Source organism: Protaetiibacter intestinalis (assembly GCF_003627075.1).
GTDB lineage: Bacteria > Actinomycetota > Actinomycetes > Actinomycetales > Microbacteriaceae > Homoserinibacter > Homoserinibacter intestinalis.
Map to the genome: position 1 here is coordinate 500068 of NZ_CP032630.1, position 25467 is coordinate 525534.

The following is a 25467-nucleotide window of genomic DNA, read 5'->3' on the forward strand; positions in this document are numbered from 1 at the left end:
CCTTCACGCTTTCAGCGCGGCGACCGCTGCATAGGCGACCTCATGGTCCTGTTCCGGCGAGCCGCCGCCGGCGCCGAAACCGCCGATTACGACGCCATCCTGGTCGATGATGGGCACTCCTCCGGCGACGAACGCGAGATGCGCCGTCGTGGAAGTCTGGATGGTTGCCAAGGGTGCGCCATCCGATACCGCCGCGGCGAGGTCCGCAGTCGGTGCGCCGAAATAGACCGAGGTCCGGGCCTTTGCCACCGACGTATCGATGGATGCGATCGCCGCCCCGTCGAGCCTGGTGAGATGGACGAGATTCCCCGCGCCATCGACGACAGAGAGGGTGTACGGGATACCGATCGCTTCCACTTTCGCGATCGCCGCGGCGGTCACCTTGTGTGCGATCTCAAGGCTGAGAATGATCGGGGAGATTTGTGCCATGGCCATGATTCGTCCTTAGTGCGTTGTGCCGGTCAGGTATTCAGTTGTCGATGTCGATGAGGACTTTGCCCGTGGTGTGGTTCTCCACCGCGGTGTGCGCAGCTGCGGTCTCGGAGAGGGGGAACCGGGTGAGCGGGAGACCCGCAGCGTCTCCCACCCCGAGCGCGCCAGCGGCGATCGCGTTGCTGACCGCACGAACGGCCGCTTGCTTCTGCGCGGGGCTCGTCGTGTAGGTGAGGATGAAGGAGAACTGAACGTTCTTCGTCATCGCCTGGTAGGAGGGGATCCGCGTCTCGCTACCACCGGGCGTGTAGATCGAGATGCCGCCATGAGCGGCGATCACTGAGATATCCATCGGAAGGTTCGCGTGTGCGTTGACTTCGACGATGATGTCTGGTCCGGACGGTGAGATCCGTCGAATCTCATCATGGGCGTTCTGCGAGCGGTAGTCGATGACGTGATGGGCCCCTGCGGCCCGCGCGAGCGAGACCTTTCGCTCGTCGCCGACCGTGGTCACCACCTGCGCCCCAGCCCATGCGGCCAACTGCACGGCCGCGTGACCGACAGCACCGGTGCCGCCCTGTACCAGGACGGTCTTGCCCGCGAGCGCGCCCTGCCCGAGTTCAACGGGTCCCTCCGCGAATGAGGTCAGCGCCCGATGTGCAGTGAGCGCCGGGATCCCCAGGGAGGCGCCGACGTCGAAACTGGCGTTGTCCGGAAGGTGGACCACTTGGCGCTCCGGAAGCGCCACGTACTCCTGACTCGTGCCCTCGTGGCGTCGCCATGCTGCGTCCCACACCCACACCCGGTCGCCGACGCGGAACGTCGAAACGTCGTCACCGACCCCGTCCACCACTCCGGCACCGTCTTGACCGGGAATGTGGGGCTCGCGGAAATGCTGCACCTTGCCGGCTCGGCTCCGGCGTGCGTCGATGTCGGTCGGGTTCACCCCCGCGACCGCCAGCCTCACGAGGACCTCTCCCGGTCCCGGCACCGGCACCGGACGCTCGATCATCTCAAGAACACTCACGTCGCCCGGCTTGAAGTGCGCCACGGACTTCATGCGCGCGTTCCCTTCAAGCGGATCGGGGTCGCGTCCACCCGTGCACGGATGATGAGGTACGGCAGGATTCGCTCCTCCACGCCCCGGTTGAATAGCGGCGATCGGGGCAGTTGGTTGACGCTGACGTACAGATACCCATCGGCTCCGAGCGCCAGGGTGTCCGGCCAGAGCACGTCAGGCCCATGGACCACCGTCGACCAGACTCCGTCCGCGCTGAACTTGAACACAGCGGAGTGCTCGTACGCCGTGACGTAGAGGTTCCCGTCGGTGTCGGACTCCATCCCGTCCGAGGCACCCTTGTCCCCGTGATCGGTGACGGTCGCGGCGACGAGGTCCTCCGACAGATCGCGGTCGAGGATCGCCGCGGTGTCGACCGAGTAGAACCTGCGACTCGACAGCGGGCAGTACCAGAGGCGTGACCCGTCGGGGCTGATGGCGATGCCGTCGGATCCGACGCGGTAGCCCTCGCGCACGATCCCCTGAACGACGGCTCGGAACTGATCGACGGCCTTCGTGGACACGTGGCCCCGCAGCTTCGACCACGATTCACCGGTGGCCAGGTCGACGACGATCAGCGCCCCCACCGCCTGAGAGTCGGTGATGTACGCGAATCCCGCCTCGCCTCTCGAGAAGTCGAAACGCACGTCGTTCAGGTACGTTGTGGCCGTCACCGCTTCCGGTGACGGTTCGATGACACGCACCACCTCGTTCGTGGTGAGGTTCACCTGCACGAGCTTCGGCCCATGCGGCACGAAGGGTCCGAACTGAGGTGCCCCGGTGTCGAGCAGCCAGAGGTCCCCGTTCGGGTCCACGATGACGCTCTGCACGGAAACGAGTCGACCTTCACCGTCGCCCTCAACCCACGCATTGATCTCGGCGTTCGGATACGGAACGCACCTGCCGTCAACGATCTCTGCGACGGTGTACGGGACGGCGTCACCCCAACGCGGGAAGGAGACAAAGACTCGTCCGTCGTCGGAGACCGTGAGTCCCGTGGGCATGTTCTCCGTGATCTCGGCGACCACTTCGTAGCGGTCTGCAACCCAGGATCCGAGGGGGTTGGGGGTGCTCATGAGCTCTCTCCTTCAGGTCGTGTGGACGATGTCCGAAGCTCCATGTCCCGAAGGTACGAGTGAGGATTCGCGGGCGCCTGGTCCCTCTGGGGCCAGGACCATGGTCAGGACTCGGCGTGTGGCAACTCGCAGTACATTCGGCAGGGCTTCGCCGGGTCGTGAACGAGCTTCCCCGTGACCGGACGGTGAGCCCCACGCCAGCCCAGTGCGGCGATCACTCCTCCCAGAGGAGGGGCGACGAGGAACATCAGCCAGGACTGGTAGCTGCCGGCGAGTATTTCGGGCGCGACACCGCGCAGCGGATTGAACGCTGCACCGGTCACCTGCGCCAGACCGATGATCGCTGCTGTGAGAGTGGCCCCCGCGACCCACGCGGTGTATCTGACGAGCCGAGCCCTTCCTAGGAACACAAACACGACGCTCAGCAGCGCCGCTGTCGTCACCGCCTCGATGACGCCCGCCGCGAGGTCACCGAGTCCCGGCTCAGGAGCGATCGTTGCCCATCTCACGGGAGCCGCGGCGACGCCTGGCCCCCAGACGATGCCAGCGCCAAAGCCAACGATGGCACCGACCGCCTGCGCCGCCACGTAGCCAGCAAGGTCCCCTGCCGAAACGACGCGACGTACCCACAGCGACAGCGTCAGCGCAGGGTTCAAGTGCGCCCCTGAACGTCTTCCGAGCGGGCTTTCGGCTATTCCTATGACCGCGACCCCAGCAACCGACCCGACCACGAGCACTCTTACGAAGACCGTCGAGTCACTCCATGCGGTCGTCACCACCCAGAGCGCGGTTACCACGGACCACATCAGGATGGCCGTGCCGAGCAGCTCGCTTCCCCACTCGCGCCAATGCCATCCGTTCTGAGGTAGGACGGTCGTCTCCATCAGCCGCGAGGGATCAGACCGGCCTGGGTCAGGAAGGTGAGGTTGTCCTCGAGGTGCCAGTCCTCGATGATCCGCTCCGGCCCCACGTGCTGGATGTCGAAGGCTGTGAAATCGACGGCCTGCCCGCGACCCATGACTTCCCCACTCCTGCCGGAGAAGGTCCCTCGGAAGCGGAGGCGGACGGCGATCTTGTCTCCGGCGATGATGACGTCCTCGAGCCCACAGGTCAGATCCGGGACGGCGGCACGGAAGCTCCTCGACGCGACCATCACCCCATCGATTCCGGCCGGTCTGCCCGGGGGCAGTGTGTTGTCTACGAACTCCGGAGCGACCGCCTGGCGGAGGTAGGCGACGTCTCCGGTATGCCAGAACGTGTACAGAAGCTGCGTGACGAGCACCATGTGCCTCGCCCGTTCTGGAGCCAATCCTGCGTCGACTTGTATGGACTCCGGCACGACCAGATCGCTGCGGTCACTGAGCAGATCACGATCTCCCATGGTGTGTTCCTTCCGTCGATGGTGCGTTCAGTCCCGCCGTCCCTCGCCTCAGAGAGCTGTCGTCGTCGCGTGCGAGCACATCCTCGGCGGCGATCACACCCGCTGGAACGGGAAGCACGAGCTTCAGACTCCGCAGAGCGATCACGAGGACGAGCGACGTGATGGCCGTCGCCAGCACCAGCGTGATGATCTGATAGCCCGGCACCTCGGCAGTCGTGACCCACACGATCCCGTACGACGCAGCTGCCGCACATGGGAAGGTGAAGGACCAGAAGCCAAGCGTGAAAGTCGTCTTCAGATACCTCGGCAGGAGCGCCAGCTGCGCCAACAGCATGACGATCAGGGTCACCGCCATGAACTCCTGCGCCGCGCCGATGGACGGATCGATGGCGAACAGTGCTAGACCTCCGACCGCGGGCGGAGCGATCATGATCATCAACGTCGGCTGCAACGCGTCGGGCAGCGCCGGCCGCAATGCGAGCCTCGCGGTCAGAAGCGAGAAGGTCACCACCCAACCCAGAGTGCCGAAACCGAACCAACCGATCGCGAGGCCTGTCCACCCGGACACCGCGGCAGCGTAGGAGGCGATGTACCCCCCGGCCACGCTCGGCAGGAGATAACCCCCGTGCACCGCATCCACGGCAATGCCACCGGTGAACACGCGACCAAAAAACCATCCCGCGTACAGGGCCGTCGTGATCATCGCGAGGCCGATCACGACGCGCCCTACAACAGGTGAATACTCGACGGCCTCGATACCGACAAGCATCGCCACTACTGGAACAAGCGCCGCAATGGGGCCCTGAACAGGATGCCGGAGTTGCTCACGGAGAGGCATGCGAACCAAGAACCCGCGGACGACGTGGGCGACAACCAGCCATACCCACGAGACAGCGACCACGGTCCAAAGCACCGGCGGAAGCCACGTCGGTATGGGCAGCGCCCCTCCGGCGAAGGTCCATACGTCCGCGATGCCCGCGAGACCGAACGGAATCGCAAGCGTGTTGAGCGGGATACGCTCGGCTGCCACGCGCCGCCTCACCTGGTGGACTCCTCGTGCACGAGGTAGCCGGCTACGGCGTCCTCATCCCACTCGATCCCACTGCCGGGCTTGTCGGGAACCGTGATCCTGCCGTCGACGGGGCGAAGAGGCTCGGCCATGATCGGGTCCGCCCAATCCACCCACTCGAGCCAGTGAGCGGTTGCCGTCGCCCGAAGCAGGTGTACCGAGAACTCGGGGTAGAGATGGTTGGATAGTTGCACACCGGCCGCTGCCGCGAGTCCTGCCGCGCGGACCCACCCGGTCACGCCGCCGATGCGTTCAAGATCTGCCATCGCGTAGTGCACGCCACCAGCGTTGAGCACCGAGAAGAAGTCGCGCGGACCATAGAAGTTCTCGCCCGCCTGCAGCGGCGTTCGGACAGCCTGGGCAAGAGCCGCGTAGCCCCGGACGTCGCTGTAGTCGATGGGCTCCTCGTACCAGTACAGCCCCTCGTCGTCGAGTTCGTGCAAGCGCCGCAGAGCGTCACCGACCCCGAACGACTGGTTGAAGTCCACCATCAAGTCGACGTCGCCTCCCACCCCTTCCCGCACGGCACGAATCGCTCTCAGGTCATCTGCGAGGTGTTCGTATCCCAGCCGGAGCTTCAGCGCGGAGAAGCCGCCGCTCTCGAGGAGCTCCGCCGCTTCCTGGGCGAGCGTGTTGGGGTCGTGACGCCACAGACCGTTGCTGTTATACGCGCGGAATGAGCCGACAGTTCCGCCGAGGACTTCGACCAGCGGCCGGTTGGCAGCTCGGGCGAGTCCGTCCCACAGAGCCATGTCCAGCCCGGCGCGGGCGATCAGAGAGATCCCGCCCTCGCCTATCGTGTTCAGCGCCGCCGCAGTTCTGTCATAGGCGTCCACCGGAGCCGCCGGCTGACCCTTGAGGAGGTCACCCAGATCGACCAGTTCCTTGACGATCGCCGGAGTTGCGCTCCCGCGATACGGCGAAACGTAGCTGCGCCCGACGATCCCGCCGTCGAACTCGATGTCGATCAGGACGAGCGACCAGGTATCGAATCTTCCGATTGCGGCGATGACCGGGCGCTTCAGCGGCACGGAGACCACTCGAGCTTTCAACGAGCGGATGGTGAGGTTGTTCACGACTGCTCCTTCCAAATCACGAAGTTCGGGGGCGCAGGGCCGTTTTGCAGCCCCGCGCCCCCGCGTGCACGTCAGCTGCGGATGAAGTCGAGGATGTCGGCGAGGAGCACGTCCTGGTACTCGCCGAAGATGCCGTGGGAGTAGCCCTCGTAGATCTTGAGGGTCCCGTTCGGCACGATCTTGATCGACTTCTCCGCCGCGTCCGCGATCGGAACGATCTGGTCGCCGGTCGCGTGCGCGATGAGGATCGGCACCTGAAGGTTGCGGAGGTCCTCGTTCTGGTCGGTCTCGCTGAACGCTTTGATGCAGTCGTAGGCCGCGGCCAGGTTGCACAGCATCGCCTGACGCCAGAAGTCACGCTTGGCACCTTCCGACACCTTGGAGCCTTCCCGGTTGGCAGAGAAGAAGCTCTCGGTGAGGTCGATCCAGAACTGGCTCGCGTCGCTCAGCACCCCGTCCCGAATCCCGTCGAAGACCTCGATCGGGGTGCCCTCGGGATTGCTGTCGGACTTCACCATGATCGGCGGGATGGCGCCGGCGGTCACGACCTTCGCGACACGGCCGTTGCCGAAGCGCGAAGCGAAGCGCACCGCCTCGCCCCCGCCGGTGGAGTGCCCCACCACGACGAGGTCCTTCAGGTCGAGGTACTCGACGAGCTCGGACAGATCGCTCGCATAGGTGGTCAGATCGTTGCCGGTCCAGGTCTTGGACGAACGGCCGTGGCCGCGACGGTCATGGGCGATGGCACGGTACCCGCGGTCGGCGAAGTACTTCAGCGCCACCTGCCATGCGTCCGAACTGAGCGGCCAGCCGTGAGCGAAGATGATGGGCTGACCGTCGGAGGGGCCGTACTCGGTGTAGTACATCTCGGTTCCGTCGCGAAGAGTGAGGTAAGGCATGGTGTGCTCGATTCGGTGTCTGAGGCCCTGATGGGCTGGGTTGTGGATGATGCGGCTTCGACATGTCGTCGCCTGGCGACACGGTATGGACGCCTCGGCTGCTTCGTCGTGGTCCTCCCACGGTCAGGCAGTTTCCGCTCGGAAGCGCACGCGCCATGGGCGCAGGCAGATCCACGCGGTCGCATCACGGTGCTCTGGCAGCGGCGGCGGGGCGCTGGGGACCGGAACGAGTCGGAGGTTAGCTACTCCGCTGCGCCCTGATGACGCGTAATCAACTCGTCGAGCACACGTGTCGCCGCCTGGTCTGCGGGATGAAAGATGACGAGGACTTCGCCGTCGCGGCCGGATGCCTCCAGACGGTGGTAAGTCAACTTGACGCTCTCACCCGGACGAAGCTGGAAGGTGATGGTGTCCGTGTTCTTCATAGGCGTGGTTGACGCCCAAAGAGATGAGAACTCGGCGCTGGTCGCGGCGAGCTCTCCGACGATGTCGAGGAACACCCCGTCCTCGGGGTGCCTCCTCAGGGATGCGCGAAGAACCGCGACCGCTTGGTCGCGCTTGTTGCGCAGGTCCGCATCGTCGGGCGGGCCGCCATCGCGCGGGCGGAAGGCATCGAGAACGAGGTTGTTGCCGGGTTCAAATACCCGATCCAGCCTTCGCGCGAGCGAGTTGGCCGCAACCACCGTCATGTGCTTGTCGTACATGAACGCGGGCACGCATCGCAGTGAGCCCACCAAGGTCGCCCACTCGTCGTGACTGTTCGGCGGTCGACCATGCACCGCACGGTCGGCATCGTCAGGTGTGTCCCCCACGGTCGGAGAGTACATGTGTCAGCTCCGATGAGACAGCCCTGCTATGTGTGGGAAGCAGGACCAGGAATACTCGGGCCGAGCACTGCGCCTGTCGTCTGCATCCTGGTCCTGTCGTGGCCACCACGTCGGTGCCCGTCGGCGCGACGATGAGGGGGTGACCACCCCATCCCTTCTCCCAGAGGCAAGCCGACACGTGCCGCGCCCGCCCGGGTTCCACCGCGTTACCGCGTCGAATGCGTCGTGGGTGCAAGAGGACGGCCATCCTGTGACATCGTCCGAGCGGACCCGACTCGCGGCGTTGCGTGTGCCGCCAGGATGGACGCACGTATGGGCGAGCTATGACCCAGCTGCGGCTCTTCAGGCGACGGGTGTGGACTCCCGCGGCCGGACACAGTATCGATACTCCGCGGACGCAGTTGATCGCGCCTCTCGAGACAAGTTCGAGCACATGCTCGCCTTCGCAACCTCGCTCCCGGTGCTGCGAAAGCGCGTCAGCGAGGACCTCGAGGGCGAGCACCTCGAGGCTTCGACCGTCACGGCAACTGTAGTTCGACTGCTCGACAAGGGGCTGTTCCGAGTAGGCAACGAACGCTATCGGCGGGACAACCACACGTTCGGTTTGACAACCCTCCGGCGCTCGCAGGTCGCACTCGACGGGGTTTCTGCACGGTTCGACTTCGTCGGCAAGGAGCACAAGGAGCACTCAGTGTCTGTGGCCGACTCCGGGGCCACTCGGGTATTGCGGGCTCTCCTGACGCAAGCTGAAGATGCCAGCTCTCCGCTCTTCATGATCACCACGGCAACCGCCTCACGTCTTATCGACAGCGTGACGGTGAACGCGTACATCCACACCCACGCGGACACCGCATCGTCTGCGAAGACCTTCCGAACATGGGGAGCCTCAGTCGCGGCCGCGGCGGTGTCCGCAGGCGCGACCGTCATCGCCTCAGACGGTGCCCGGCATTCACCAGAGCGTCTGCCATTGATCGCGGCAGCCCAGCTGCTGGGGAACACTCCAGCGGTCGCAAAGCAGTCGTACGTGCACCCCGCCGCGATAGCGGTCGGGAGAACGGCCTCCGTGAGGAGGGCTCTGAACGACGCCGCTGCGCGGGCGAAGACTGACGATGTGCGCGTGATTCACGCGGACCCTTCTCTCCAAGAAGCGATCGTCAGTGAGCTTGCGCTCGTCCGGCCCTAACGTGCGACGGTGACCTTCCCGATCGTGCGGCCGGATTCGATCATCCTGTGGGCCTTGCGCAGATTCTCAGCAGAGAAGCCCCGCAGGTTCGTTCGCATCGTGCTTCTGACCGACCCGGAATCAACAAGCCGCGCGACCTCCGCAAGGATTTCCCCTTGCCTGCCCATATCTGACGTCTGATACCGAGCTCGAGTGAACATGTACTCCCAGTGGAACGCCACCGATTTCGACTTGAAGGGCGCGAGGTCCAGTCCATCTGCACCGTCGACAGCTACCACGGCTCCAAACGGCTTGAGAATCTCGGCATAGGCAGCTTCGTTGCCACGGGTGTGGCTCGAGAAGACCCAATCGACGCCTTCCGGGGCGAGTTGTGAAACCGAGGCCGCAAGGTCGTGGTGATTCACAACCGCGTCCGCACCCATGTGCACGGCCCACTCGCGCGAGTCCTCGCGTGACGCGGTGGCGACCACTCGAACACCGGTGAGGCGCTTAGCGAGCTGAAGCATGATCGAGCCCACACCCCCCGCCCCGGCCATCACCAACAACGTTCCGCTGGATCCACCATCGATCTGGAGTCGCTCGAACAGCGATTCCCATGCAGTCAACGCGGTGAGCGGGAGGGCCGCCGCCGACGCATGCGACAAAGTCCGTGGCTTCTTTGCGACAAGACGCTCATCGACCGCGTGGAACTCGCTGTCACATCCATCTCGAGTGATGTCGCCGGCGTACCAGACCTCGTCCCCGAGCCGGAACCGCTCCACTCCCGACCCCACAGCTTCGACGACCCCGGAAGCGTCCCAACCGAGGATCCGGCGCTGATCCGCCGGAGTCGACAGCCGGGTTTTCGTGTCGACCGGGTTGATCGAAACCGCCTCCACCCGCACGAGGACGTCCCGTTCGCGAAGGTCCGGAACTGCAACCACGACGTCCTCGAACGCATCCTGCTGCTCCACCTCGACCGATCCGCGCGCGCCCACCGCCCACATCGTCTTTTCCATGCTGATCCTCTCCGATCGAGTATCTCGATGCCGACGTCCTCCAGATTCGGACGACTACTCGGCCACTTCCGCCAGGAACCGGTGCACCGATTGCACCGCGCTTGAGCCCTCCCCGACCGCAGCCGCGACCCGCTTGATGGAGCCGTGACGGACGTCACCCGCCGCGAACACCCCGGGCCAACTCGTCTCGAACGGAAGTGGTGCGCGACCAAGCGCGGTCTTTGGGAGCTGTGTGTCGGTGAGCAGGAAGCCGGCTGGATCTGCTTCGAGTTCGTGCTCGAAGTCCGCGCTCGGCGTTGCGCCGATGAAGCAGAACAACGCGCTCGCCGGGATCTGGTGGATTCCATCCACCTCGACGCCTGTGAGGGTGTCGTCGCCGTTGAGGGACGAGAGCTCGGAGCCTTCGTAGATGACGACGCTCGGGTTCCCGCGAATACGATCGACAAGGTACGCAGACATCGACTCTTCGATTCGCCGACGGGAGACGAGCGCGACCATACAGCCGTGCTCCGCCAGAAAGGCGGTCGCCTGGCCCGCGGAGTTCGCCCCGCCCACAACGACGACCGGCAACCCTGCCAGGGGCCTCACTTCGAGGGCGGTGGCGGCGTAGTAGATGCTCGTGGTTTCGAAGTGACGCCAGCGTCTCAGGGGTAGCCCCCTGTACTGCACACCCGTAGCGACGATCACCGCACGAGCACGGACTTCGGCGCCGTCGCTCAATGCGAGCACGTACCCGCCGTCCGCGCACCGCCTGAGCGCTCCCACCTCGCATGGGCTGTGCAATCGCGCACCGAACTTGAGTGCCTGCACGGCGGAGTCCTCGAGTAGCTGCGCTCCGCTGATCCCCGAGGGAAAGCCGAGCACGTTCTCGATTCGCGAACTGGCCGCAGCTTGCCCACCGACCGCGACCGCATCAAGCACCACGGTGTCCAAACCTTCCGACGCTGCACATATGGCGGCAGCTATACCTGACGGCCCACTGCCGACGATGGCGAGGTCGACGAGACGAGGTTCGGCGCGGGAGAGGGTGAATCCAAGCACTTCGGAGAGAGTTCCGGGCGTCGCCTTCCTGATCGGAGCCTCGAGGCCCAGCACAACCGGCGTGTCCGAGATGGTCAAGCCGTATGCCGCCAAAGCGCGATTCGCCGACGCGGTCACTTCGTCGATCCACGTAAACGGGACACGTTGACGCTCGGCGAATGCGATCAGGCTCCTGTCGGCCCGCCGACCGACATCGCCTACCAACGTGATCGAGTCTCCGACTGGGCCGCTCCGAAGCACTTCGCGCCGCGCAAGCAGCGCGCGCAGCACCAAGTCGCCAATGGCCGGCTCGTGGGCAAGGAGACGCCGAAGCGCCCGTCCATCCAACGACCAGTAGCGCGTGTGCGCCCGCGCCCGCGCGGAAACGATCGGGTGCTGGCCCGTGAGGACGGACAGCTCGCCAACCAAGCTGCCGGGATGGTGACGCACGACGACCGTTCCGTCAGGTGCCGCCGGGGTCGGAGGTGACACGACCTCTACCGAACCCATCTCGAGGACCAGCAGAGTCGGATCTGTGTCTCCGACCTTCACGATCCACTCGCCCACGGAGGCTTCGCCTTCGACACCGAACGACGCGATTCGACGTAAGGTCTCCGACTCCAAGACGGGAAACGCGGTCTCGACCGTGCTTGCGGAGGCACGCACGCTAGCAACAATGTCGGTATACACCGTCACCTCCCGGGGTGGCGACGATCGCGCACCGCCGCCTTGCTCGGAGTGTAGGCAGCCGCCATTTCCATAGCCTGGCCCTGCGAGGACAACTCGAGCACCGCTCCAACCCGCGATAACCTGACCGCGACACGGCCAGGACCGGCACATGGTTTCCTCCTAACTTCGGGCTGTGGGACACCCTCCATACCGCGACGCGCAACCTGATCGACTCCGCGGCGCACGAGGGCGGAACAAACCTCGCGCGAGACGCCGGTACCCGGGGTGGGTAGCGATTACGCTTGCCACCTCGCGAACGCCGGTCCCCGCCAGGGACGTGATCCGCTCGGCGGTCACCGTGCCCGTCGTCCTCGCAATCACGCTCGCCACTGTCGATGCCAACGCGGCGTTGTTCGCTTCCTTGGCAGCACTCTTGGTAGTTCTCTCGGAACGGTCCGGCACTCTCGGTCAGCGGCTCTTCCGTTCGGGCGCCGGGCTCGGGGCGGGGATTGTCGCCGAGGCGTTCGGATCCTCGACCGGGGGCACGGGTTGGATCCCACTCGCCGCCCTCTTGGGCTTCGGGCTGGTGGCAGGTGTGCTCAGCAGCATCACATCCGCCTTGTCGTTCGCCTCCATGCAGCTTCTTGTGCAGGTGTCCATTGCCTGCGGACTGGCTGTGGAGATCTCCCGTTGGGAACGCCTCACCTCGTACATCGCGGGCGGGTTGTTCGCGATCGCGGTGATGGTGGTCCAAAGCGCAATCGAACGGACGAGCGGGCTCTACCTAGCAGCCGCGGACGGCGCCGAACGAGCCGTCGAATTGTCCGCATTCGACCCCGAGAACGTGGCTGCTGCCTCGGTCGCCGACCGTGAGCTCGACCTAGCGCAAGACCTCATCACCTGGGCGCGTCCGATCGGTCCGACCCGACGCGCGCTCGTCGAGAAGGCGCGTGCCAAATACGCCAACGCGCTCGTCAAAGCCCTCGGCGTTGCGACACAGCAACCGGCCCCCCTGGTCGCTTCGGTCACCCCAGGAGATGCGCAAGCTGTTCTGCGGGAAGCGATTGGTGCGCGATCCACCTGGGCGCTTGTCGGACGCCTCGAGGCCTGCCTGCTGGTCGGCGAGCTCGTGCGCCAGGCCAGTCCACTGGGACACGGCTACTGGATCACCCTGACGATTGCGCTATGCCTCAAGCCCGACTTCGCCCCCGTCTTCACGCGCACGGTCCAACGTGGCGTCGGCACGCTGCTCGGGCTCGTCGTGGGGGTCGTCTTTGTTCTCCTCCCGAGTCGGCTGTTTGCGCTTGCCCTCCTCGTTGCGGCCGGCGGTGCCGTGCCCTACACCGTTCGGCGAAACTACGGTTGGTTCGCTTTCGTCATCACGCCTCAGGTGTTCGTGCTGCTGGAATTGGGCCAGCCCGTCAGCTGGACCACGATCGTCGAGCGGGCAGCGAACACGCTCATCGGTTGCGTGATCGTCCTCACCGTCGGGAATGCGCTCTGGCCCGCCACCTGGGCGCGCGGCTTGCGTCACGAAGCAGATCTCCTCGACGCCGATATCGACGAGTTCTTGAGCAGGGCCGCCCAAGGGCTGTCCTTCGAGACCGCGGTACAGCGGTTAGCGCTGTCGCGAAGGATCACTGCCTTGAAAGATCAAGCTGCCGTGATGTCGGAGACCTCAATCTCGCCTCAGCGATACAGGCTGTTAGCCGAAGACATCACCAGGATCGAGGGCAGGTTCAGGCTGGGAATGCGGCGCATCCGGCCAGACGCTGTGACTGAGCAGGTCCCCTAGCCCCATCCCCACTGGTCGATCAGTCGCACGGTCGACACCGTTTCGTTCGCTTCCGCCCGTCGCGACAGTGAGCGCCTCCCGGAGGCAGGAGTCGACACGCCGTTCAGGTTTGCCCCCGCCCCGCGCGTGGCCCACAATCGAACTCATGTTCGAGACTCAAGTCGTCGAGCGGGCCGGCGCAGACAGCGCACACATCAGCATCTGGACCACTGACAGCATCCCTATTCGGATGTTCTGGCGCGGCGAACGCTGGCGCGTGATCGACGCACCCACAAGGCTCGGGTCCGCCGACGCGATCTGGCATCCGGCTCTCACCCACCCGCCGGCAGGGTGGTCGGGCTGGCGCTTCACCGCGAGCGCCGGCGGGGAGACACGTGTGTTTGACGTGCAAGAACTCGGGTCGGGCTGGCGACTACTGGCTGTCTACAGCTAGAACGCCTCGGCCCGCACGCGGAGTCGTACTTGCAACCGGTTTGACCCCCCACGGCATAGACCGTGCGTGTCCACACCAACGACGAACCACCAACCGTCTGAGAAGACGAACCCCCTGGCGTTCGGGGACAGTCTGTCTCTGCCTCCCGGCGACGCTGACCGCGTCGATGCCCTCGCCCGAGCCCTCGCCCGGGTCAAGGCATCACTGCCGGAGGGCATGTCGTCTTACATCGAGTCCTGGACCCCGGGCTCGACGGCGATCGCCCCAGCGGTAGCGGCGTTCTGTCGCGACGCGGTGTGTTCGGTCGCTCCGATGAACAAACACACCGCCCATCAGGTGTTCGCGGCCGTCGTGAGCCTGGTCGGCTGGGCGCACGTCTCAAAGGGCCTGCCCCTGCGATATCGGCTGGTGCTGAGCGGCGAGGTGCTCCGGCAGTGGCAGGCTGCGACGTTGAAGTCCGGAGTTCTGGGGAAGGGGACCGCGAGGAACTACCGCGGACACCTGCTTCGGGTGGCGCACGCAATGGGGGTCGAAATTGACGCCTCGCTTGAGCCGATCACCCGCACGGCCCGCACCCGGCCTTACTCCGCCGAGGACATGAGGCGCTACGTCCTCTGGGCCCGAACACTCCGTGGGTCCTCGAGGTCGAGAGCTCTGTCGCTTCTCTCCCTGGCGGCGGGCGCCGGTCTCACCTCGGAGGAGGTCGTGCTCGTGCGCGGGCGCGACGTACTCATCGAAGGCGGGATGTGGGTGACCGTGGGTGGCTCGCGGCCCCGCCTGGCACCCGCCATCGATGCTTGGAGACCAGTCATCCGAAGTCTCACGGAGATCACACCGCCGGATGAGTACCTCTTCCCGCGCGTCTACGACGGCCAGAACCCCGCCCCGCACGTCGGCGACTGGCTCAACCGCCTCCCGCATCGTCCGCGGCTCGCGCCTCAGAGGCTTCGCGTGACGTGGATCGTCGAGCAGCTCAAGTCCAATGCCGGAAACGACGAACTCCTCCTCGCATGGGCCGGCATCGACCGCGGAGAAACCCTTGCCGGCTACCTCCCGTTCCTCGGCGAGGTCGACGCGACCCGTCGCGCGCAGCTCATCCGGCTGCGTACGTCAGTTCCGCTGGATAAGACTCGCCGCATCTCCGAGGACCGTGATCAGAAAAACGACAGTGCCGCGCATAGGGGTCTCGGAGGACGCGCATGAGTAACGCTGAGTCGCAGCCGGGCGCGCGCAACACGATGACAGATACCCATCCCCCCGTCTCAGAACTGGTGTTGAGCGAGGTCGCCGCGTTCGTGCAAACCGTCGCGCGGCTGCTCGCCTCCCAGTCGGACTATACGGTCGCTCGCCTCACCACCATCATCGGCAAGTACGTGGCCTGGGCCCATGGCATCCGCGGTCTGCCGCTGGCGGAGCGCCTGCTGTTCGATACCAAGGTCGTCGACCTTTACATTCGTGACTCCCGCATCCAGGGGAAGCTTCACCCGTCGAGCATCGGAACATATCGTTCCGTACTGCTGCGGGTGTCCGAGGTCCTGCTGCCGCGAGACGAGGCGACTCAGGCGCGCGGCCTCAGCGCCAACGCCCTGCTCCCGCCGTACAGCGCGGAGGAACTGACCCACTTCCCGACCTGGGCGCTCGGCCAGCGAACCGATCTGATGGGCCAGAAGGCCACCGCCCTCATGTGCCTCGGCCTCGGCTGCGGGCTACGGGCCCGCGAAATCAACACCCTGCGGCGTGAAGACATCGAGGATGACAACGGCATCATCGTGACCGTTCTCGACGAGAACGGCGCCCGCCGGGTGCCGATGCTGCCCAGGTACGAGCCCGCGTTCCGGAAGCTCATCGAGTCGCGTCGCAGCGGCGACTTCATCTTCGGCAAGCCCGAGCGCGAAGTGCGGCGAAACGCCATCTCGGAGTTCGTCGCGGTGTCCAACTGCCACCGAGTCAAGCCAAACACCTACCGCATGCGCACCACGTGGATCGTGGGCCGACTGGCCTCAGGCGTGGACCTCCCGACCTTGCTCGAAGCAGCCGGTCTCGACCGGCTCGAGAAGCTCGGCGACTACATCCCCTACCTCGCACAACCCACTCCGGCGACGTTCGCCGGCCTTACCAAGGATGTCGTGCGGTGACCCGGCCGTCCCACTTCGAAGTGACACTGACCGCCAGCGAAGCAGACGAGCGCATCAAGGGCTTCTTCGGCGTCGACACCCGCGAGGAACTCGACCGGCTCGAAGTGAAGTCATTCCCGCAGCTCCACGTCGACCTGGCCGTCAAGATCGTCGACGGCGAGATGGGAGGCACAAACCTCGCCGACCTGCATGCCGAGTGGGAGGCGCTTGAGGTCGAGCGCCGCGGCCCGGGAGGCCGCCCGGCGGCCATCAGCACCCGCACGATGCTCATCATCCTGCTCATGCACGCCCTCGCCGGAGAGCCGATGGTGAAGCGACACATGGCCGACACGCTGATGATGCGCCTGACCACACCGCAACGTCGACAGATCGGGCTCCCTGAGATGGAACTCGACGGGGAGGCCTGGTACGGCCGTCTCCAGTCCGCACACAAGAGGCTGCTCACCCCTCTCGACCCCTCGCCCATGCCCCGCTATCGGCGGGGCAAGAAGCCCGCGGCCCACGACCGCATCAACCGCCACCGAAAGCTCACCGGAGCCAAGCGCGTAGTGCTCGACCAGTGGCACAGGAGCGAGCGACCGCTCCTCGAGGAGCGCCGCGAGCGCCTCAACGACTTCATCTTCCAGATGATCACCAACCCGGTGCGACACGCAAAGTCGATCGGAATGCTCGACAAGGCCACGGGCGACCTCGCCCTCGACGCGACCTTTGCCGGCCTGCTGGGACGAGTAAGCGATCGTGCCGACCTGACCAAAGACGCCAACTCCACCAACCACGAAGCAGGAAACTACGCCCGCAAGCGATCGGCTGGAGAAATCGGACCCGACGGCAAGCCCTATACCAGCACCAAATACAAGTTCGGGTACGAGTTCGACATCCTCACGATGACAAATGGAAGCCGCGACTGCCCGGACTTCCTGATCGGGTGCGACATGCACCGACCAGCGGAGATCACCAATGTCGCCCGGACTCTTCTCCCCCGGGTCGCCGAGCTCGAGTTGCCCACCGGCACCATCAGCGTCGACCGTGCATACAACAACCTGCTGAGCGAGAACTTCCACGAGGTGCTGCTCGAGCACGGCTACGAGTGGGTGTTCGACTATCCAGGTGACGAGCTCGGCAGCCAGACGAGCATCCGCGTCAACGGCGTCGGCTACATCATGGTCGAGGGCACCTGGTACCTCGAGTTCATGCCCAGCGACCTGATCAACTGCGTCAGGCGCTCGCGCCTACCCGAGGACGATCCGGACCACATCAGCAAGGAGACGCGTGCCCTGCAGCTCGAGGCGCGTCGCGACTACCAACTGGTCCGGTTCGGGCGCCGAGACGATCGCGGATTCCAGCGCTACAAGCTTCCCGCCCCTGACCGCTACTTCGCGTTCGACGAGCTCACCGGCCAAATCAAAGAGAAGCCCACCGTGAAGACTGTCAGCATCCCGCTGAAGGTCGGTCTCCGCTGGGGGCAGAAGCATCCCTACAAGTCGCCCGAGTGGTACACGGCGTACGCATTGCGCAGCACCATCGAACGCAAGAACAGCCAACTGAAGCACACCACCTTCGAGGACATCGACAATCCCTACAACCGTCCCGCGCGCGGCTACGCCGCAAACGCCCTCGCCGTCGCGATGCTGTTGACCGCCTACAACATCCGAGAAGCGAACAACCACGTCCGAGCGCTCGAGGGCATCGATACGAGCCGCAGTCCTCGTCGGCGTGCTCCGCGACGGCGCCCCGACGAGACACTCCAGAACGTCGCCAAGCAGCGCGACCGCCGCACCCTCAGATAGCACACGAAGAGGCCCGGCCTGCATCGAGATTCTCGATCGCTGGCCGGGCCTTTTCGCACGTTCATGAGACCCCAGAAGGTCGTTCGAGTTATCACTATCCGAACGCCTCAGTTATCACAATCCCTCCAAGCTCCGCCGCCAGGATTCGAACCTGGACTGTACGGCTCCAAAGGCCGACGTGCTGCCGTTACACCACAGCGGATCGCGCCGGGGCGCGGGTCAAGTCTGCCATCCGCCGCCGGGCAGCACGGTCTCGAGGAACAGCCGCACGAGCCGGGCCGCGTCCACGTCGAGGGCGACGTCGACGGCGGCCCACTGGGCGCCGAGTCCGTGCATGAGGTCTTCCCCGGGGATCTCGCGCCGGTCGACCACGGTCTGCCCGCGCCCGTAGCCGACGAGCTCCACCCGCACCGGCAGCCGTTCCACCCGCAGCGCGTCGGGGTCGACGAGGCTGCACACGGCGCCCGCGTCGCCGATCCAGCCGAGGTAGGGGTGCTCGCCGTCGGGTGAGGCGATGCGGTGGTCGAGCAGCCGCCCCACGACCGTCTCGCGCAGCGTTGCGGATGCGGCGAGCGCCGCCGCGGTCGCCTCCGGCACGCCCACGCGGTTGAACACGTCGAGCCCGTACATGTACAGCGGCACCCCGGCGTCAAGCACGATGGCGGCCGCCTCCGGGTCGTGCCACACGTTGAACTCGGCGAGCGCGGTGGCGTTGCCGACGCTCGCCGAGCCGCCCATGAACACGATGCGTTCGAGGTTGTCGGCGACCTCCGGATGCGTGCGCAGCAGCAGGGCGAGGTTGGTCTGCGGGGCGAGGGCCACGAGGGCGACCGGTTCGGGGTGCTCGAGGATGCGTCGCCGCAGGAACTCGACGGCCCCCTCCGGTTCGGCCGTGCGCTGCGCGGGCGGCAGCTGCACCCCGCCGAGCCCGTCCGCGCCGTGCACGTGCCCGGCATCCCGTGCCGGCTCGATGAGCGGCCGCCGCGCCCCCGCCGCGACGGGCACGTGGTGCGCCCCGGCGAGGGCGAGCACCCGCAGCGTGTTGTCGACGACGCGGTCGAGGCTGGCGTTGCCGGCCACGCAGCTCACCCCCAGCAGCTCGAGTTCCGGGTGGGCGGCGGCGAACAGCAGGGCGAGTGCGTCGTCGACACCCGTGTCGACGTCGAGCAGGATCGGGGTGGTCACGGCACCATCCTCGCAATAATGGGGGGATGCCCGAGAACGACGAGGTCGACCGGATCGTCGCCGCCTGGGAGCGCGCGCATCCGGAGCTGGATTTCTCGCCCCTGCAGGTGCTGTCGCGCGTCGCGCGCCTGTCGAAGCACCTGGACCGCGCGAGGCGGGATGCGTTCGGCAGCTCGGGCCTGGAACCGTGGGAGTTCGACGTGCTGGCGGCGCTGCGCCGCGAGGGCGCCCCGTTCGCGGCGAGCCCGAAGACGCTGCTGCAGCAGACGCTCGTGTCGAGCGGCACGATGACGAACCGCATCGACCGTCTCGTGGAGCGCGGTTTCGTGGAGCGTCACACCGACCCGCACGACGGCCGCGGGGTGCAGGTGGCGATGACCCCGGCGGGCCGGGAGGCGGTGGATGCGGCGATCCGCGCCCTGGTGGCCCGCGAGGCCCAACTGCTGGGCGCCCTCCCCCCCGCCGACCAGGACCGCCTCGCCGCCCTCCTCCGCAAACTCAGCCTCGACTTCGACTGAAGCCCCCTCCCGGCTGACACCCCTCCCGCCGGCTGACCGCCGCCGCAATGCGACACCCCTCCCGCTGGTTGAGTGCCGCCGCAAAGCGACACCCCTCCCGCTGGTTGAGTGCCGCCGAAGGCGGTGTATCGAAACCAGCGAAGGCGCCCCTCAACGGGGCGCCTTCGCTCCGTGAGGCCTCCCGCCCCCTCACCGCACGTACAGGATCGCCAACCCCACCCCGTTGAACACGACGTGCGCCACGATTCCCGGCCCCAGCCGCCGCGTGAGCGCCGCGAGCAGCCCGAACACGAGCCCGCTGATCCCGGTGACGATCGCCACGGTGCCCCACAGCGTCGGCGCACTGGTCGCCAGGTGCAGCAGCACGAACAGCGGCGTGCTGACGAGCACCGACACGATGACGCGCGCCGGCCTCCGCCCGGGCACGAGCCCAGATACGGAGCGCTGCAGCAGCCCGCGGAAGAACAGCTCTTCGACGAACGGCGCGGCGAGCCCGGTGCCCACGATGATCACGACGAGCAGCGGCACTTCCGGCAGCGCGGCCGTGGTCCCGTCGAGCGTCGCTCCGGGGCTCGACGGCGCGATCGCTTCGACCCCGAACCGCAGCACGAGGCCGACGAGCAGCCCGATGCCGAGGTCGATGAGTCGGATGCGCAGCCCGACATCGGTGCGCGCGTCGCCGTCGCCGTAGCGCCGACCGGCCCAGTACACGCCGATCACGAGCGGTGCCCACAGCGCGAGGAACACGATCGCCTGCAGGAGCGCCACCGGCAGCGACAGCGCGATGATGCGGGGCACCGCGAGCAGCGCGACGAGCAGGCTGATCAGGTAGACGACGGATGCGACGGTGAGCGCCCCGAGCGGGTCGCGGTAGTGGGACTTGCGTCGGGGCGGGTGGCGTTGCACATCGGCCATGCCGCAACGCTACCGATACGACAACGGCCCCGTCTCGCGACGGGGCCGTTGTCGTGAAGTACTGGGCGTCAGCGCTGCTCGACGACCTTGCGGGTGCGGCGCGAGGCCGACACCGCGATGAGGGCGAGCACACCGAGTCCGACGGCTCCGACGCCACCCCAGATGAGCCACGCGGGAACGTCGGCACCGGTCGCGGCGATCGACACCGCGAAGGTGGTGGTGGCGCTGCCGCTTTCGGCGCTCGCGACGAGCGTGTAGGTGCCGGTGGCGTTCGCCGGCAGGGTGACGCTGACGGAGGCTGCACCAGCACCACTGGCGGGCTTGGTGACGGGCGCCGAGTTGTCGACCACGGCGAGCACGCCGGATGCGGCGAGGGTAGCTCCGGAGGCGTTCTCACCCGTGAGCGTGAAGGTGACGGACTCCTGCGGCAAGAAGCCATCGAAGCCGAAGCTGGCGGAGCCGCCGGGTGCAACGGTGGCCGGGCCAGCAGCGCCGTCGGTGGCCGGGTACGGGTCGGCGATGGCTGCGGATGCAGCGCCGCCGATGGTGAGCGCGAATGCCGCGGCGAGCGCGGTGATGGTCTTCTTAACGTTCATGATCCTCGCGCCTGAGCGCGCCTCCCTTGGGTGCGTTACCACGACCGGATCCCCTGTCCGGCCGCGCGGGTACTCCTGAATGATACACACGTCCTAACAGACGAGCGAGCGATGCCTTGTTTCGGTCTGGTTAAGAGTCGGTGTCACGTCAACGGTGAGCGGACCCTTCTCGCCCGCGACCCCCGCGAACTCGACGGTGTAGGTGGCGCTCTCCCCCGGCGCGAGCAGCGTCGACACCTGGAATACGGGTCGCCCCCGGTCGATCGCCCCGGTGCCGATCGCCTCTTCGCCGTCGAGGGTGGCACCCTGCACGATCGCCCCGACGGGCCCGTAGATGGCGATGAGTGTCTTCACCTTGCCGGGCTCGATGCCGAAGTCACCACCCCCGGTGACGTAGTCGGGCAGCGAGGTGGCCGCATCCGCCGGTGCGTTGTTGGTGAAGGTGACGGTGGCCCGGTAGGTGGGGATGCCGTCAGCCCGGCACACGCCGCCCGCCACGTCGACCTCGAGGTCGGTGTAGTAGTTCATCTTGGCACCGGTGCCGTCGTTGAGGTACACGCCGAGCTCGGGGCCGTCGCTGTTGTCGGAGGGCAGGATGCCCGAGAGCGTGGTGCCGGCCACGTACTGCTGGTCTTCCTCGCGCGCGTTCCAAATGCGGATGCGTCGTTCTTCACCGCCCCTGACGAGCGCTTCCACGAGTGCCTTCGGTTCGACGTCGGGACCTGTGACGGCCGAGAACACCGCCTGGGCGGCGGCGGCGAAGAAAGCGTCCTGGTCAGCGGGATCCGGATAGCGCGCGTACGTCTCGCTCAGCAGCACCGCGACCGCGTTCTCGCTTGTCAGGAGGACCTCCCCCACCTGCACCGGCCCGGTCGCTTCGAGCAGGTAGGAAAGCAGCACGGGATCGACGGCGACGACGGCGTCGATGGTGCCACCGATACGCTGCTGCCACATCGCCTGGGCAAGTTGGCCGGTAGTGTCGAACCAAGGGGTGAGATTGACGTCTTGAATGTACTCTCCGGCAATGTCGCCGAAGAGGCTGCGAGTGGGATCATCGAGCGGCAGCACAGGGCTGTCGAAATGTGCACCGAAGTCGCGACTAGACGCTTGACCCGCCAGGTCGACCTTTCCCCCCGAGGCCGTGATCAGCGCGAGCGCACCGCTGACTCCCCCTGCGGCACGCAACTCCGCGTTGTTCTGGACAAGAACGAGGGTGCTACGCGGGCCGTCTTCCCCCAGCATGATAGGCAGCAGATGCGAGGTGCGGTAAAGGGAATCGACCGAAGAAGTGGCCTCGTCAATGAGCCCGAGCAGCTTCTCAACTGAGTCGCGCACCGGACCAATCGTTGTATCGACGTCAATCCCCGCTGCGCTCGTGGCCGCTGCGGACATCGCGTCATTGGCCTCCGCGAGTTCGGGCTGCATGGCAATTATTGGAGACAGGTCGATCGCACCGTCCACAACGGCGAATGAATCTGGTTCGAAGTTGGCGGCCGCCCTGACCAACGGATTCACACCTTCGTCGGCCAAAAGGCGCGCAACCTCGGATACCTGCCTAACAGCGGTCAGATTCGGCCCCACCCACGGAACATGCTCGGTAAGGTTCCAAATTGGATCATGGGTGATTTCAAACGCAGCGTCCGTACGTTGCCTTAGTGCAGCGACAAGCTCGGCGGGGCTTCCGTCGTGTGCTCCGAGTAGCGTGTCCCGCAGTTCACGAGTGATCGGTTCGGCAGCGGTGAGTTGCTCCCGGACTATGAGTCCCCGAGCGACAATCCACCCGCTCCAAAGTAGCAAGATTGAGATCCCCCCCAAGATCACCAATCGAACCCACGCGGATCTGCGCCGAACTCGGTGTGAGGCTGCCATATTGACCATTCGGGCGACGCGCGGGAGAAACAGCAGGGCAGGCTGCCCTGACACACGAGGCTACCCGACACGGAACGTCACCAGCCCCCATCGAGTGCCGTGTAGCCTGCTCACGGCGAGTCGCGTTGGCTCAAGGCTGCGCGCCAGCCCTAGGCACCACACTCCGGAACAACCAGGAACACTTAGATGCGTCTCCCCGACTTGGCTCGAGCGTCCGAGATTGGTGCCCGCTTCGGGACTCGTGCAAGCATCGCGTTTGTCGTGAACACCGATCGGTTCTTTCTCACCCATAGAGCGTCTTGGGCGCGTGCAATCAGCGCCGCGGGTGGTTCTGTGACCGTGATCGCAGCGGACACCGGCTTTGCGGACAGAATTCGAGAGCTCGGGTTCGAATTCATTCCTGTGGAGATGGGTCGCGAATCCGTCTCTCCCTTAAGGGCATCCCAAGTCGCATGGAGGCTCTTCCAGACGCTGAACAAGGGAGCGTACGACACCGTCTTCCTGGTGGCTACTGCTGCCTACACTCTCGGTTGGTTCGCAAGCCTCACGATGCCGTCTACTCGATTCATCCGAGTGATCACTGGCGCCGGAAGAGCGCTCGACGGCCGATCGACGCTTGCCTCACTGATCGTTGGATCGCAACTTCGGTTCTCGGCCCGGCGCCGGAATGTGTATTCGATCTTCCAGCTCGAACAAGATCTTGACCGTTTCTTGACGCGGAAGATGGCGGTCGAGCCACGATCCTCTGTAATACCTGGGACAGGCATCGACACCAGATTGTGGAACCCCGCACCCGCACAACGAGACCCCAGTCGGCCACAGATCCTGTTCGCTTCACGGCTGTTTGCCGAGAAGGGCATCGGAACATACCTGGCTGTCGCACGCGCTCTCGCGGACAAGGCCGAGTTCTTGGTTGCTGGGGCACCAGATCTGGGAGTTTCGACGAGCGTCCGGCCAGAAGATATTGCGGAATGGACAGGAGTAGTGACCTATCTTGGGCAATCCGACGACATGTTGGGGCTGCTCCAATCCGCAGACGTCCTGCTTTTCCCCAGCACACACCCCGAGGGAACACCGCGAGTCTTGATCGAGGCCGCGGCGTGTGGGGTCGCGATCGTCGCCAACGATCAACCCGGCAGCCGCGCCGTCGTTGGCGACTCTGCAATCTTCATCGACGGAGTCGATGAAGATGATTGGATCCGTGCAACTCACGAGGTCCTCGAACACCGCGAACTACGGCACTCTCTCGGCCGATCGGCGCGCCAGTACGTCGTTGAGCATTTCGATCTCGCACAGACACTCACGTCCGTTCTGGAGATCGCAGGAGTACCACTAGCAAGGAAAGCCCCCCAATGAGCACCCTGGCAGTCATACCGACACTTGTTGCGCCCGACGGACTCCGCGGTCTAGTCCGATCGCTGGAAGCGTCAGGCGCGAAAGTACGTGTAGTGGCAAACAGCGCTCGAGCAGCCACCCGACTGCTCGAATGGCAGGTCCCTCACATGGACCTTCAGTTGAATCTTGGATTCGGGGGGTCTGTGCGCGCAGTCGTTGCAGAGGAGAACGATTGGGACTCGCTGATTATCGCCAACGACGACCTTGTGGTGGAGGAGTCCCGCTTTTCATCCAGTATGACGGCACTTTCACGCAACTCAGGGGTCAGATACTTGTGCCCCGAGCCTCCTCGCGCACTTCCGGGACTCATCGAGGTTTTCCTCAACTTGTCACTGCTGGGCCGGCTCCTTGGGCGGCTTGGAGCTCGTCGACCCGTGACAGGCATGCAGTATCGATCTTTTTCGATGGTCGAGATCTCGCGAAGCTGCTGGGACGACGTCGGCGGGCTCGACCCAGATATACCATTCACCTTCGAGGATGCGGACTTCATCCGACGGGCAACGCAATTAGGGTACGCCGCGGTCGCCTCACCCGATCTTGCGATAGCTCATAGGCATTCCGAGGCGAGTGCGCAGTACATTCGAGAAGTTCTGCCCGTATCCGCTTGGTCCGCGGTCGCATACTTGGACAAGTGGCGCGGAAAGAGTTCGGCCAACTTGTTGACCGTCCGTGCGGCGTTGATCGCCAGAATACCTCTCCTGTTATTCGCAAAGGCGCGCTTTAGAGACCACTTGGTCGGCGTTCTTCGCGCGATCAGCGCGTCCGGGCGGCACGTTCCCCCGGCCCTGCCTAAGTACGAGCAAATCCAATGAGAGTCCATTGCGATGGTTACGTGCGCACCGGGACCGGCATCGGCGTCGTACAACGCAAGCTCTACCCCTTCCTCGAGAGCTTCGGGGTGGAGCTCTCTATCGGGGAATCCCGTGATCGCGGTGATGGAGCACTCCGCCGGGCACTTGGTCTCATCATTGGGCTGTTACGGCGCCCCCAGGAAGGAGAGGTCTTCCTGTCACTAGTGCCGCCATTCCCACTCCAATTGACATCACCTGCAGTGACAATTGTTCACGACTTACGATGGATGCGAACTCGCGATGGAGTCTCCAGGGCCTACCGAGCGTGGGACCTGCGGCGCGCTGTGCGGCGGTCCGATCG

General features: G+C 65.5%; 24 protein-coding genes, 1 tRNA gene and 1 pseudogene. 10 read left to right on the plus strand and 16 right to left on the minus strand.

Features of this window, described 5'->3' with window-relative positions:
- Positions 1–3: 3 nt before the first annotated feature.
- The 9 genes from D7I47_RS02450 to D7I47_RS02490 all read right to left on the minus strand — a co-directional run bounded on the left by D7I47_RS02450 (position 4) and on the right by D7I47_RS02490 (position 7802).
- Positions 4–435, minus strand: coding sequence for a GlcG/HbpS family heme-binding protein (locus D7I47_RS02450; protein WP_120761570.1), 432 nt, complete (start codon positions 433–435; stop codon positions 4–6).
- Positions 436–469: 34 nt separating this feature from the next.
- Positions 470–1492, minus strand: a complete 1023-nt coding sequence (locus tag D7I47_RS02455) for an NADPH:quinone reductase (protein ID WP_120761571.1) — start codon at positions 1490–1492, stop codon at positions 470–472.
- Entirely contained in the window at positions 1489–2565 is a 1077-nt protein-coding gene (locus D7I47_RS02460; protein ID WP_120761572.1) for an SMP-30/gluconolactonase/LRE family protein, read from the minus strand. The genes D7I47_RS02455 and D7I47_RS02460 overlap by 4 nt, the downstream gene beginning before the upstream one ends.
- 104 nt (positions 2566–2669) lie before the next feature.
- A complete protein-coding gene (locus tag D7I47_RS02465; protein WP_120761573.1) occupies positions 2670–3449 on the minus strand; it encodes an MIP/aquaporin family protein in 780 nt (259 codons plus the stop codon).
- Positions 3449–3946 carry an ester cyclase gene (locus D7I47_RS02470; protein WP_120761574.1) on the minus strand — a complete coding sequence of 166 codons (498 nt, stop codon included), beginning with the start codon at positions 3944–3946 and terminating at the stop codon, positions 3449–3451. The genes D7I47_RS02465 and D7I47_RS02470 overlap by 1 nt, the downstream gene beginning before the upstream one ends.
- Positions 3933–4976: an SLAC1 family transporter gene (locus D7I47_RS02475; RefSeq protein WP_157981600.1), complete on the minus strand. Its 1044-nt coding sequence runs from the start codon at positions 4974–4976 to the stop codon at positions 3933–3935. The genes D7I47_RS02470 and D7I47_RS02475 overlap by 14 nt, the downstream gene beginning before the upstream one ends.
- Positions 4977–4984: 8 nt before the next feature.
- Positions 4985–6091: an enolase C-terminal domain-like protein gene (locus D7I47_RS02480; protein ID WP_120761576.1), complete on the minus strand. Its 1107-nt coding sequence runs from the start codon at positions 6089–6091 to the stop codon at positions 4985–4987.
- 71 nt (positions 6092–6162) lie between these two features.
- Complete coding sequence (locus D7I47_RS02485; protein ID WP_120761577.1) at positions 6163–6990, minus strand: alpha/beta fold hydrolase; 828 nt, start codon at positions 6988–6990, stop codon at positions 6163–6165.
- Positions 6991–7232: 242 nt separating this feature from the next.
- Positions 7233–7802 carry an MmyB family transcriptional regulator gene (locus D7I47_RS02490; RefSeq protein ID WP_157981601.1) on the minus strand — a complete coding sequence of 190 codons (570 nt, stop codon included), beginning with the start codon at positions 7800–7802 and terminating at the stop codon, positions 7233–7235.
- A 43-nt stretch (positions 7803–7845) separates the two neighbouring features.
- Between D7I47_RS02490 and D7I47_RS15255 the strand changes: the two are divergent.
- A pseudogene (locus D7I47_RS15255) lies at positions 7846–8118 on the plus strand (hypothetical protein); the annotation flags it as partial.
- A 54-nt stretch (positions 8119–8172) separates the two neighbouring features.
- The gene (locus D7I47_RS02495; RefSeq protein ID WP_157981602.1) at positions 8173–9000 is read left to right on the plus strand and encodes a DNA topoisomerase IB; all 828 of its coding nucleotides are present in this window, start codon (positions 8173–8175) and stop codon (positions 8998–9000) included.
- Here the strand turns inward: D7I47_RS02495 and D7I47_RS02500 are convergent.
- Together D7I47_RS02500 and D7I47_RS02505 are read right to left on the minus strand one after the other, a co-directional pair.
- Positions 8997–9998, minus strand: coding sequence for a zinc-binding alcohol dehydrogenase family protein (locus tag D7I47_RS02500; protein WP_227000798.1), 1002 nt, complete (start codon positions 9996–9998; stop codon positions 8997–8999). The genes D7I47_RS02495 and D7I47_RS02500 overlap by 4 nt on opposite strands.
- A 54-nt stretch (positions 9999–10052) precedes the next feature.
- Positions 10053–11585: an FAD-dependent oxidoreductase gene (locus D7I47_RS02505; RefSeq protein WP_170154355.1), complete on the minus strand. Its 1533-nt coding sequence runs from the start codon at positions 11583–11585 to the stop codon at positions 10053–10055.
- Between the two features lie 460 nt (positions 11586–12045).
- Between D7I47_RS02505 and D7I47_RS02510 the strand changes: the two genes are divergently transcribed.
- From D7I47_RS02510 to D7I47_RS02525, 5 genes are all read left to right on the plus strand, one after another.
- Entirely contained in the window at positions 12046–13482 is a 1437-nt protein-coding gene (locus tag D7I47_RS02510) for an FUSC family protein (protein WP_157981603.1), read from the plus strand.
- Positions 13483–13627: 145 nt separating this feature from the next.
- Positions 13628–13915, plus strand: coding sequence for a hypothetical protein (locus tag D7I47_RS02515; protein ID WP_120761582.1), 288 nt, complete (start codon positions 13628–13630; stop codon positions 13913–13915).
- Positions 13916–13981: 66 nt separating this feature from the next.
- Positions 13982–15118, plus strand: coding sequence for a hypothetical protein (locus tag D7I47_RS14690; protein WP_157981604.1), 1137 nt, complete (start codon positions 13982–13984; stop codon positions 15116–15118).
- Positions 15115–16050 carry a site-specific integrase gene (locus D7I47_RS02520; protein ID WP_120761583.1) on the plus strand — a complete coding sequence of 312 codons (936 nt, stop codon included), beginning with the start codon at positions 15115–15117 and terminating at the stop codon, positions 16048–16050. The genes D7I47_RS14690 and D7I47_RS02520 overlap by 4 nt, the downstream gene beginning before the upstream one ends.
- Complete coding sequence (locus tag D7I47_RS02525) at positions 16047–17837, plus strand: hypothetical protein (RefSeq protein WP_120761584.1); 1791 nt, start codon at positions 16047–16049, stop codon at positions 17835–17837. The genes D7I47_RS02520 and D7I47_RS02525 overlap by 4 nt, the downstream gene beginning before the upstream one ends.
- Before the next feature lie 130 nt (positions 17838–17967).
- Here the strand turns inward: D7I47_RS02525 and D7I47_RS02530 are convergent.
- A tRNA-Gln gene (locus tag D7I47_RS02530) sits at positions 17968–18039 on the minus strand.
- A 17-nt stretch (positions 18040–18056) separates the two neighbouring features.
- A complete protein-coding gene (locus tag D7I47_RS02535; protein WP_120761585.1) occupies positions 18057–19022 on the minus strand; it encodes a nucleoside hydrolase in 966 nt (321 codons plus the stop codon).
- 26 nt (positions 19023–19048) lie between these two features.
- Here D7I47_RS02535 and D7I47_RS02540 point away from each other — a divergent pair, with 26 nt between their 5' ends.
- A complete protein-coding gene (locus D7I47_RS02540) occupies positions 19049–19540 on the plus strand; it encodes a MarR family winged helix-turn-helix transcriptional regulator (RefSeq protein WP_120761586.1) in 492 nt (163 codons plus the stop codon).
- Positions 19541–19729: 189 nt separating this feature from the next.
- Here the strand turns inward: D7I47_RS02540 and D7I47_RS02545 are convergent, their stop codons facing one another.
- The 3 genes from D7I47_RS02545 to D7I47_RS02555 form a co-directional block, all read right to left on the minus strand.
- Positions 19730–20455, minus strand: a complete 726-nt coding sequence (locus D7I47_RS02545) for a CPBP family intramembrane glutamic endopeptidase (protein ID WP_120761587.1) — start codon at positions 20453–20455, stop codon at positions 19730–19732.
- 68 nt (positions 20456–20523) lie between these two features.
- On the minus strand, positions 20524–21051 hold the full coding sequence (locus tag D7I47_RS02550) for a hypothetical protein (protein WP_120761588.1): 528 nt from the start codon (positions 21049–21051) through the stop codon (positions 20524–20526).
- A 93-nt stretch (positions 21052–21144) separates the two neighbouring features.
- Positions 21145–22476 carry a DUF4012 domain-containing protein gene (locus tag D7I47_RS02555; RefSeq protein ID WP_157981605.1) on the minus strand — a complete coding sequence of 444 codons (1332 nt, stop codon included), beginning with the start codon at positions 22474–22476 and terminating at the stop codon, positions 21145–21147.
- Positions 22477–23106: 630 nt separating this feature from the next.
- Here D7I47_RS02555 and D7I47_RS02560 point away from each other — a divergent pair.
- Together D7I47_RS02560 and D7I47_RS14695 are read left to right on the plus strand one after the other, a co-directional pair.
- Positions 23107–24276 carry a glycosyltransferase gene (locus tag D7I47_RS02560; RefSeq protein ID WP_120761590.1) on the plus strand — a complete coding sequence of 390 codons (1170 nt, stop codon included), beginning with the start codon at positions 23107–23109 and terminating at the stop codon, positions 24274–24276.
- Positions 24273–25127, plus strand: a complete 855-nt coding sequence (locus D7I47_RS14695) for a glycosyltransferase family 2 protein (RefSeq protein WP_157981606.1) — start codon at positions 24273–24275, stop codon at positions 25125–25127. Before D7I47_RS02560 ends, D7I47_RS14695 begins: the two co-directional genes overlap by 4 nt.
- Positions 25128–25467 lie beyond the last annotated feature (340 nt).

What these genes read in the sequence shown, in the direction of transcription:
- D7I47_RS02450 (WP_120761570.1), bottom strand. Translation starts at nt 435, where the DNA reads ATGGCCATGGCACAAATCTCCCCGATCATTCTCAGCCTTGAGATCGCA.
- D7I47_RS02455 (WP_120761571.1), bottom strand. Translation starts at nt 1,492, where the DNA reads ATGAAGTCCGTGGCGCACTTCAAGCCGGGCGACGTGAGTGTTCTTGAG.
- D7I47_RS02460 (WP_120761572.1), bottom strand. Translation starts at nt 2,565, where the DNA reads ATGAGCACCCCCAACCCCCTCGGATCCTGGGTTGCAGACCGCTACGAA.
- D7I47_RS02465 (WP_120761573.1), bottom strand. Translation starts at nt 3,449, where the DNA reads ATGGAGACGACCGTCCTACCTCAGAACGGATGGCATTGGCGCGAGTGG.
- D7I47_RS02470 (WP_120761574.1), bottom strand. Translation starts at nt 3,946, where the DNA reads ATGGGAGATCGTGATCTGCTCAGTGACCGCAGCGATCTGGTCGTGCCG.
- D7I47_RS02485 (WP_120761577.1), bottom strand. Translation starts at nt 6,990, where the DNA reads ATGCCTTACCTCACTCTTCGCGACGGAACCGAGATGTACTACACCGAG.
- D7I47_RS02500 (WP_227000798.1), bottom strand. Translation starts at nt 9,998, where the DNA reads ATGGAAAAGACGATGTGGGCGGTGGGCGCGCGCGGATCGGTCGAGGTG.
- D7I47_RS02515 (WP_120761582.1), top strand. Translation starts at nt 13,628, where the DNA reads ATGTTCGAGACTCAAGTCGTCGAGCGGGCCGGCGCAGACAGCGCACAC.
- D7I47_RS02520 (WP_120761583.1), top strand. Translation starts at nt 15,115, where the DNA reads ATGAGTAACGCTGAGTCGCAGCCGGGCGCGCGCAACACGATGACAGAT.
- D7I47_RS02540 (WP_120761586.1), top strand. Translation starts at nt 19,049, where the DNA reads ATGCCCGAGAACGACGAGGTCGACCGGATCGTCGCCGCCTGGGAGCGC.
- D7I47_RS02545 (WP_120761587.1), bottom strand. Translation starts at nt 20,455, where the DNA reads ATGGCCGATGTGCAACGCCACCCGCCCCGACGCAAGTCCCACTACCGC.
- D7I47_RS02550 (WP_120761588.1), bottom strand. Translation starts at nt 21,051, where the DNA reads ATGAACGTTAAGAAGACCATCACCGCGCTCGCCGCGGCATTCGCGCTC.
- D7I47_RS02555 (WP_157981605.1), bottom strand. Translation starts at nt 22,476, where the DNA reads ATGCAGCCCGAACTCGCGGAGGCCAATGACGCGATGTCCGCAGCGGCC.
- D7I47_RS02560 (WP_120761590.1), top strand. Translation starts at nt 23,107, where the DNA reads ATGCGTCTCCCCGACTTGGCTCGAGCGTCCGAGATTGGTGCCCGCTTC.
- D7I47_RS14695 (WP_157981606.1), top strand. Translation starts at nt 24,273, where the DNA reads ATGAGCACCCTGGCAGTCATACCGACACTTGTTGCGCCCGACGGACTC.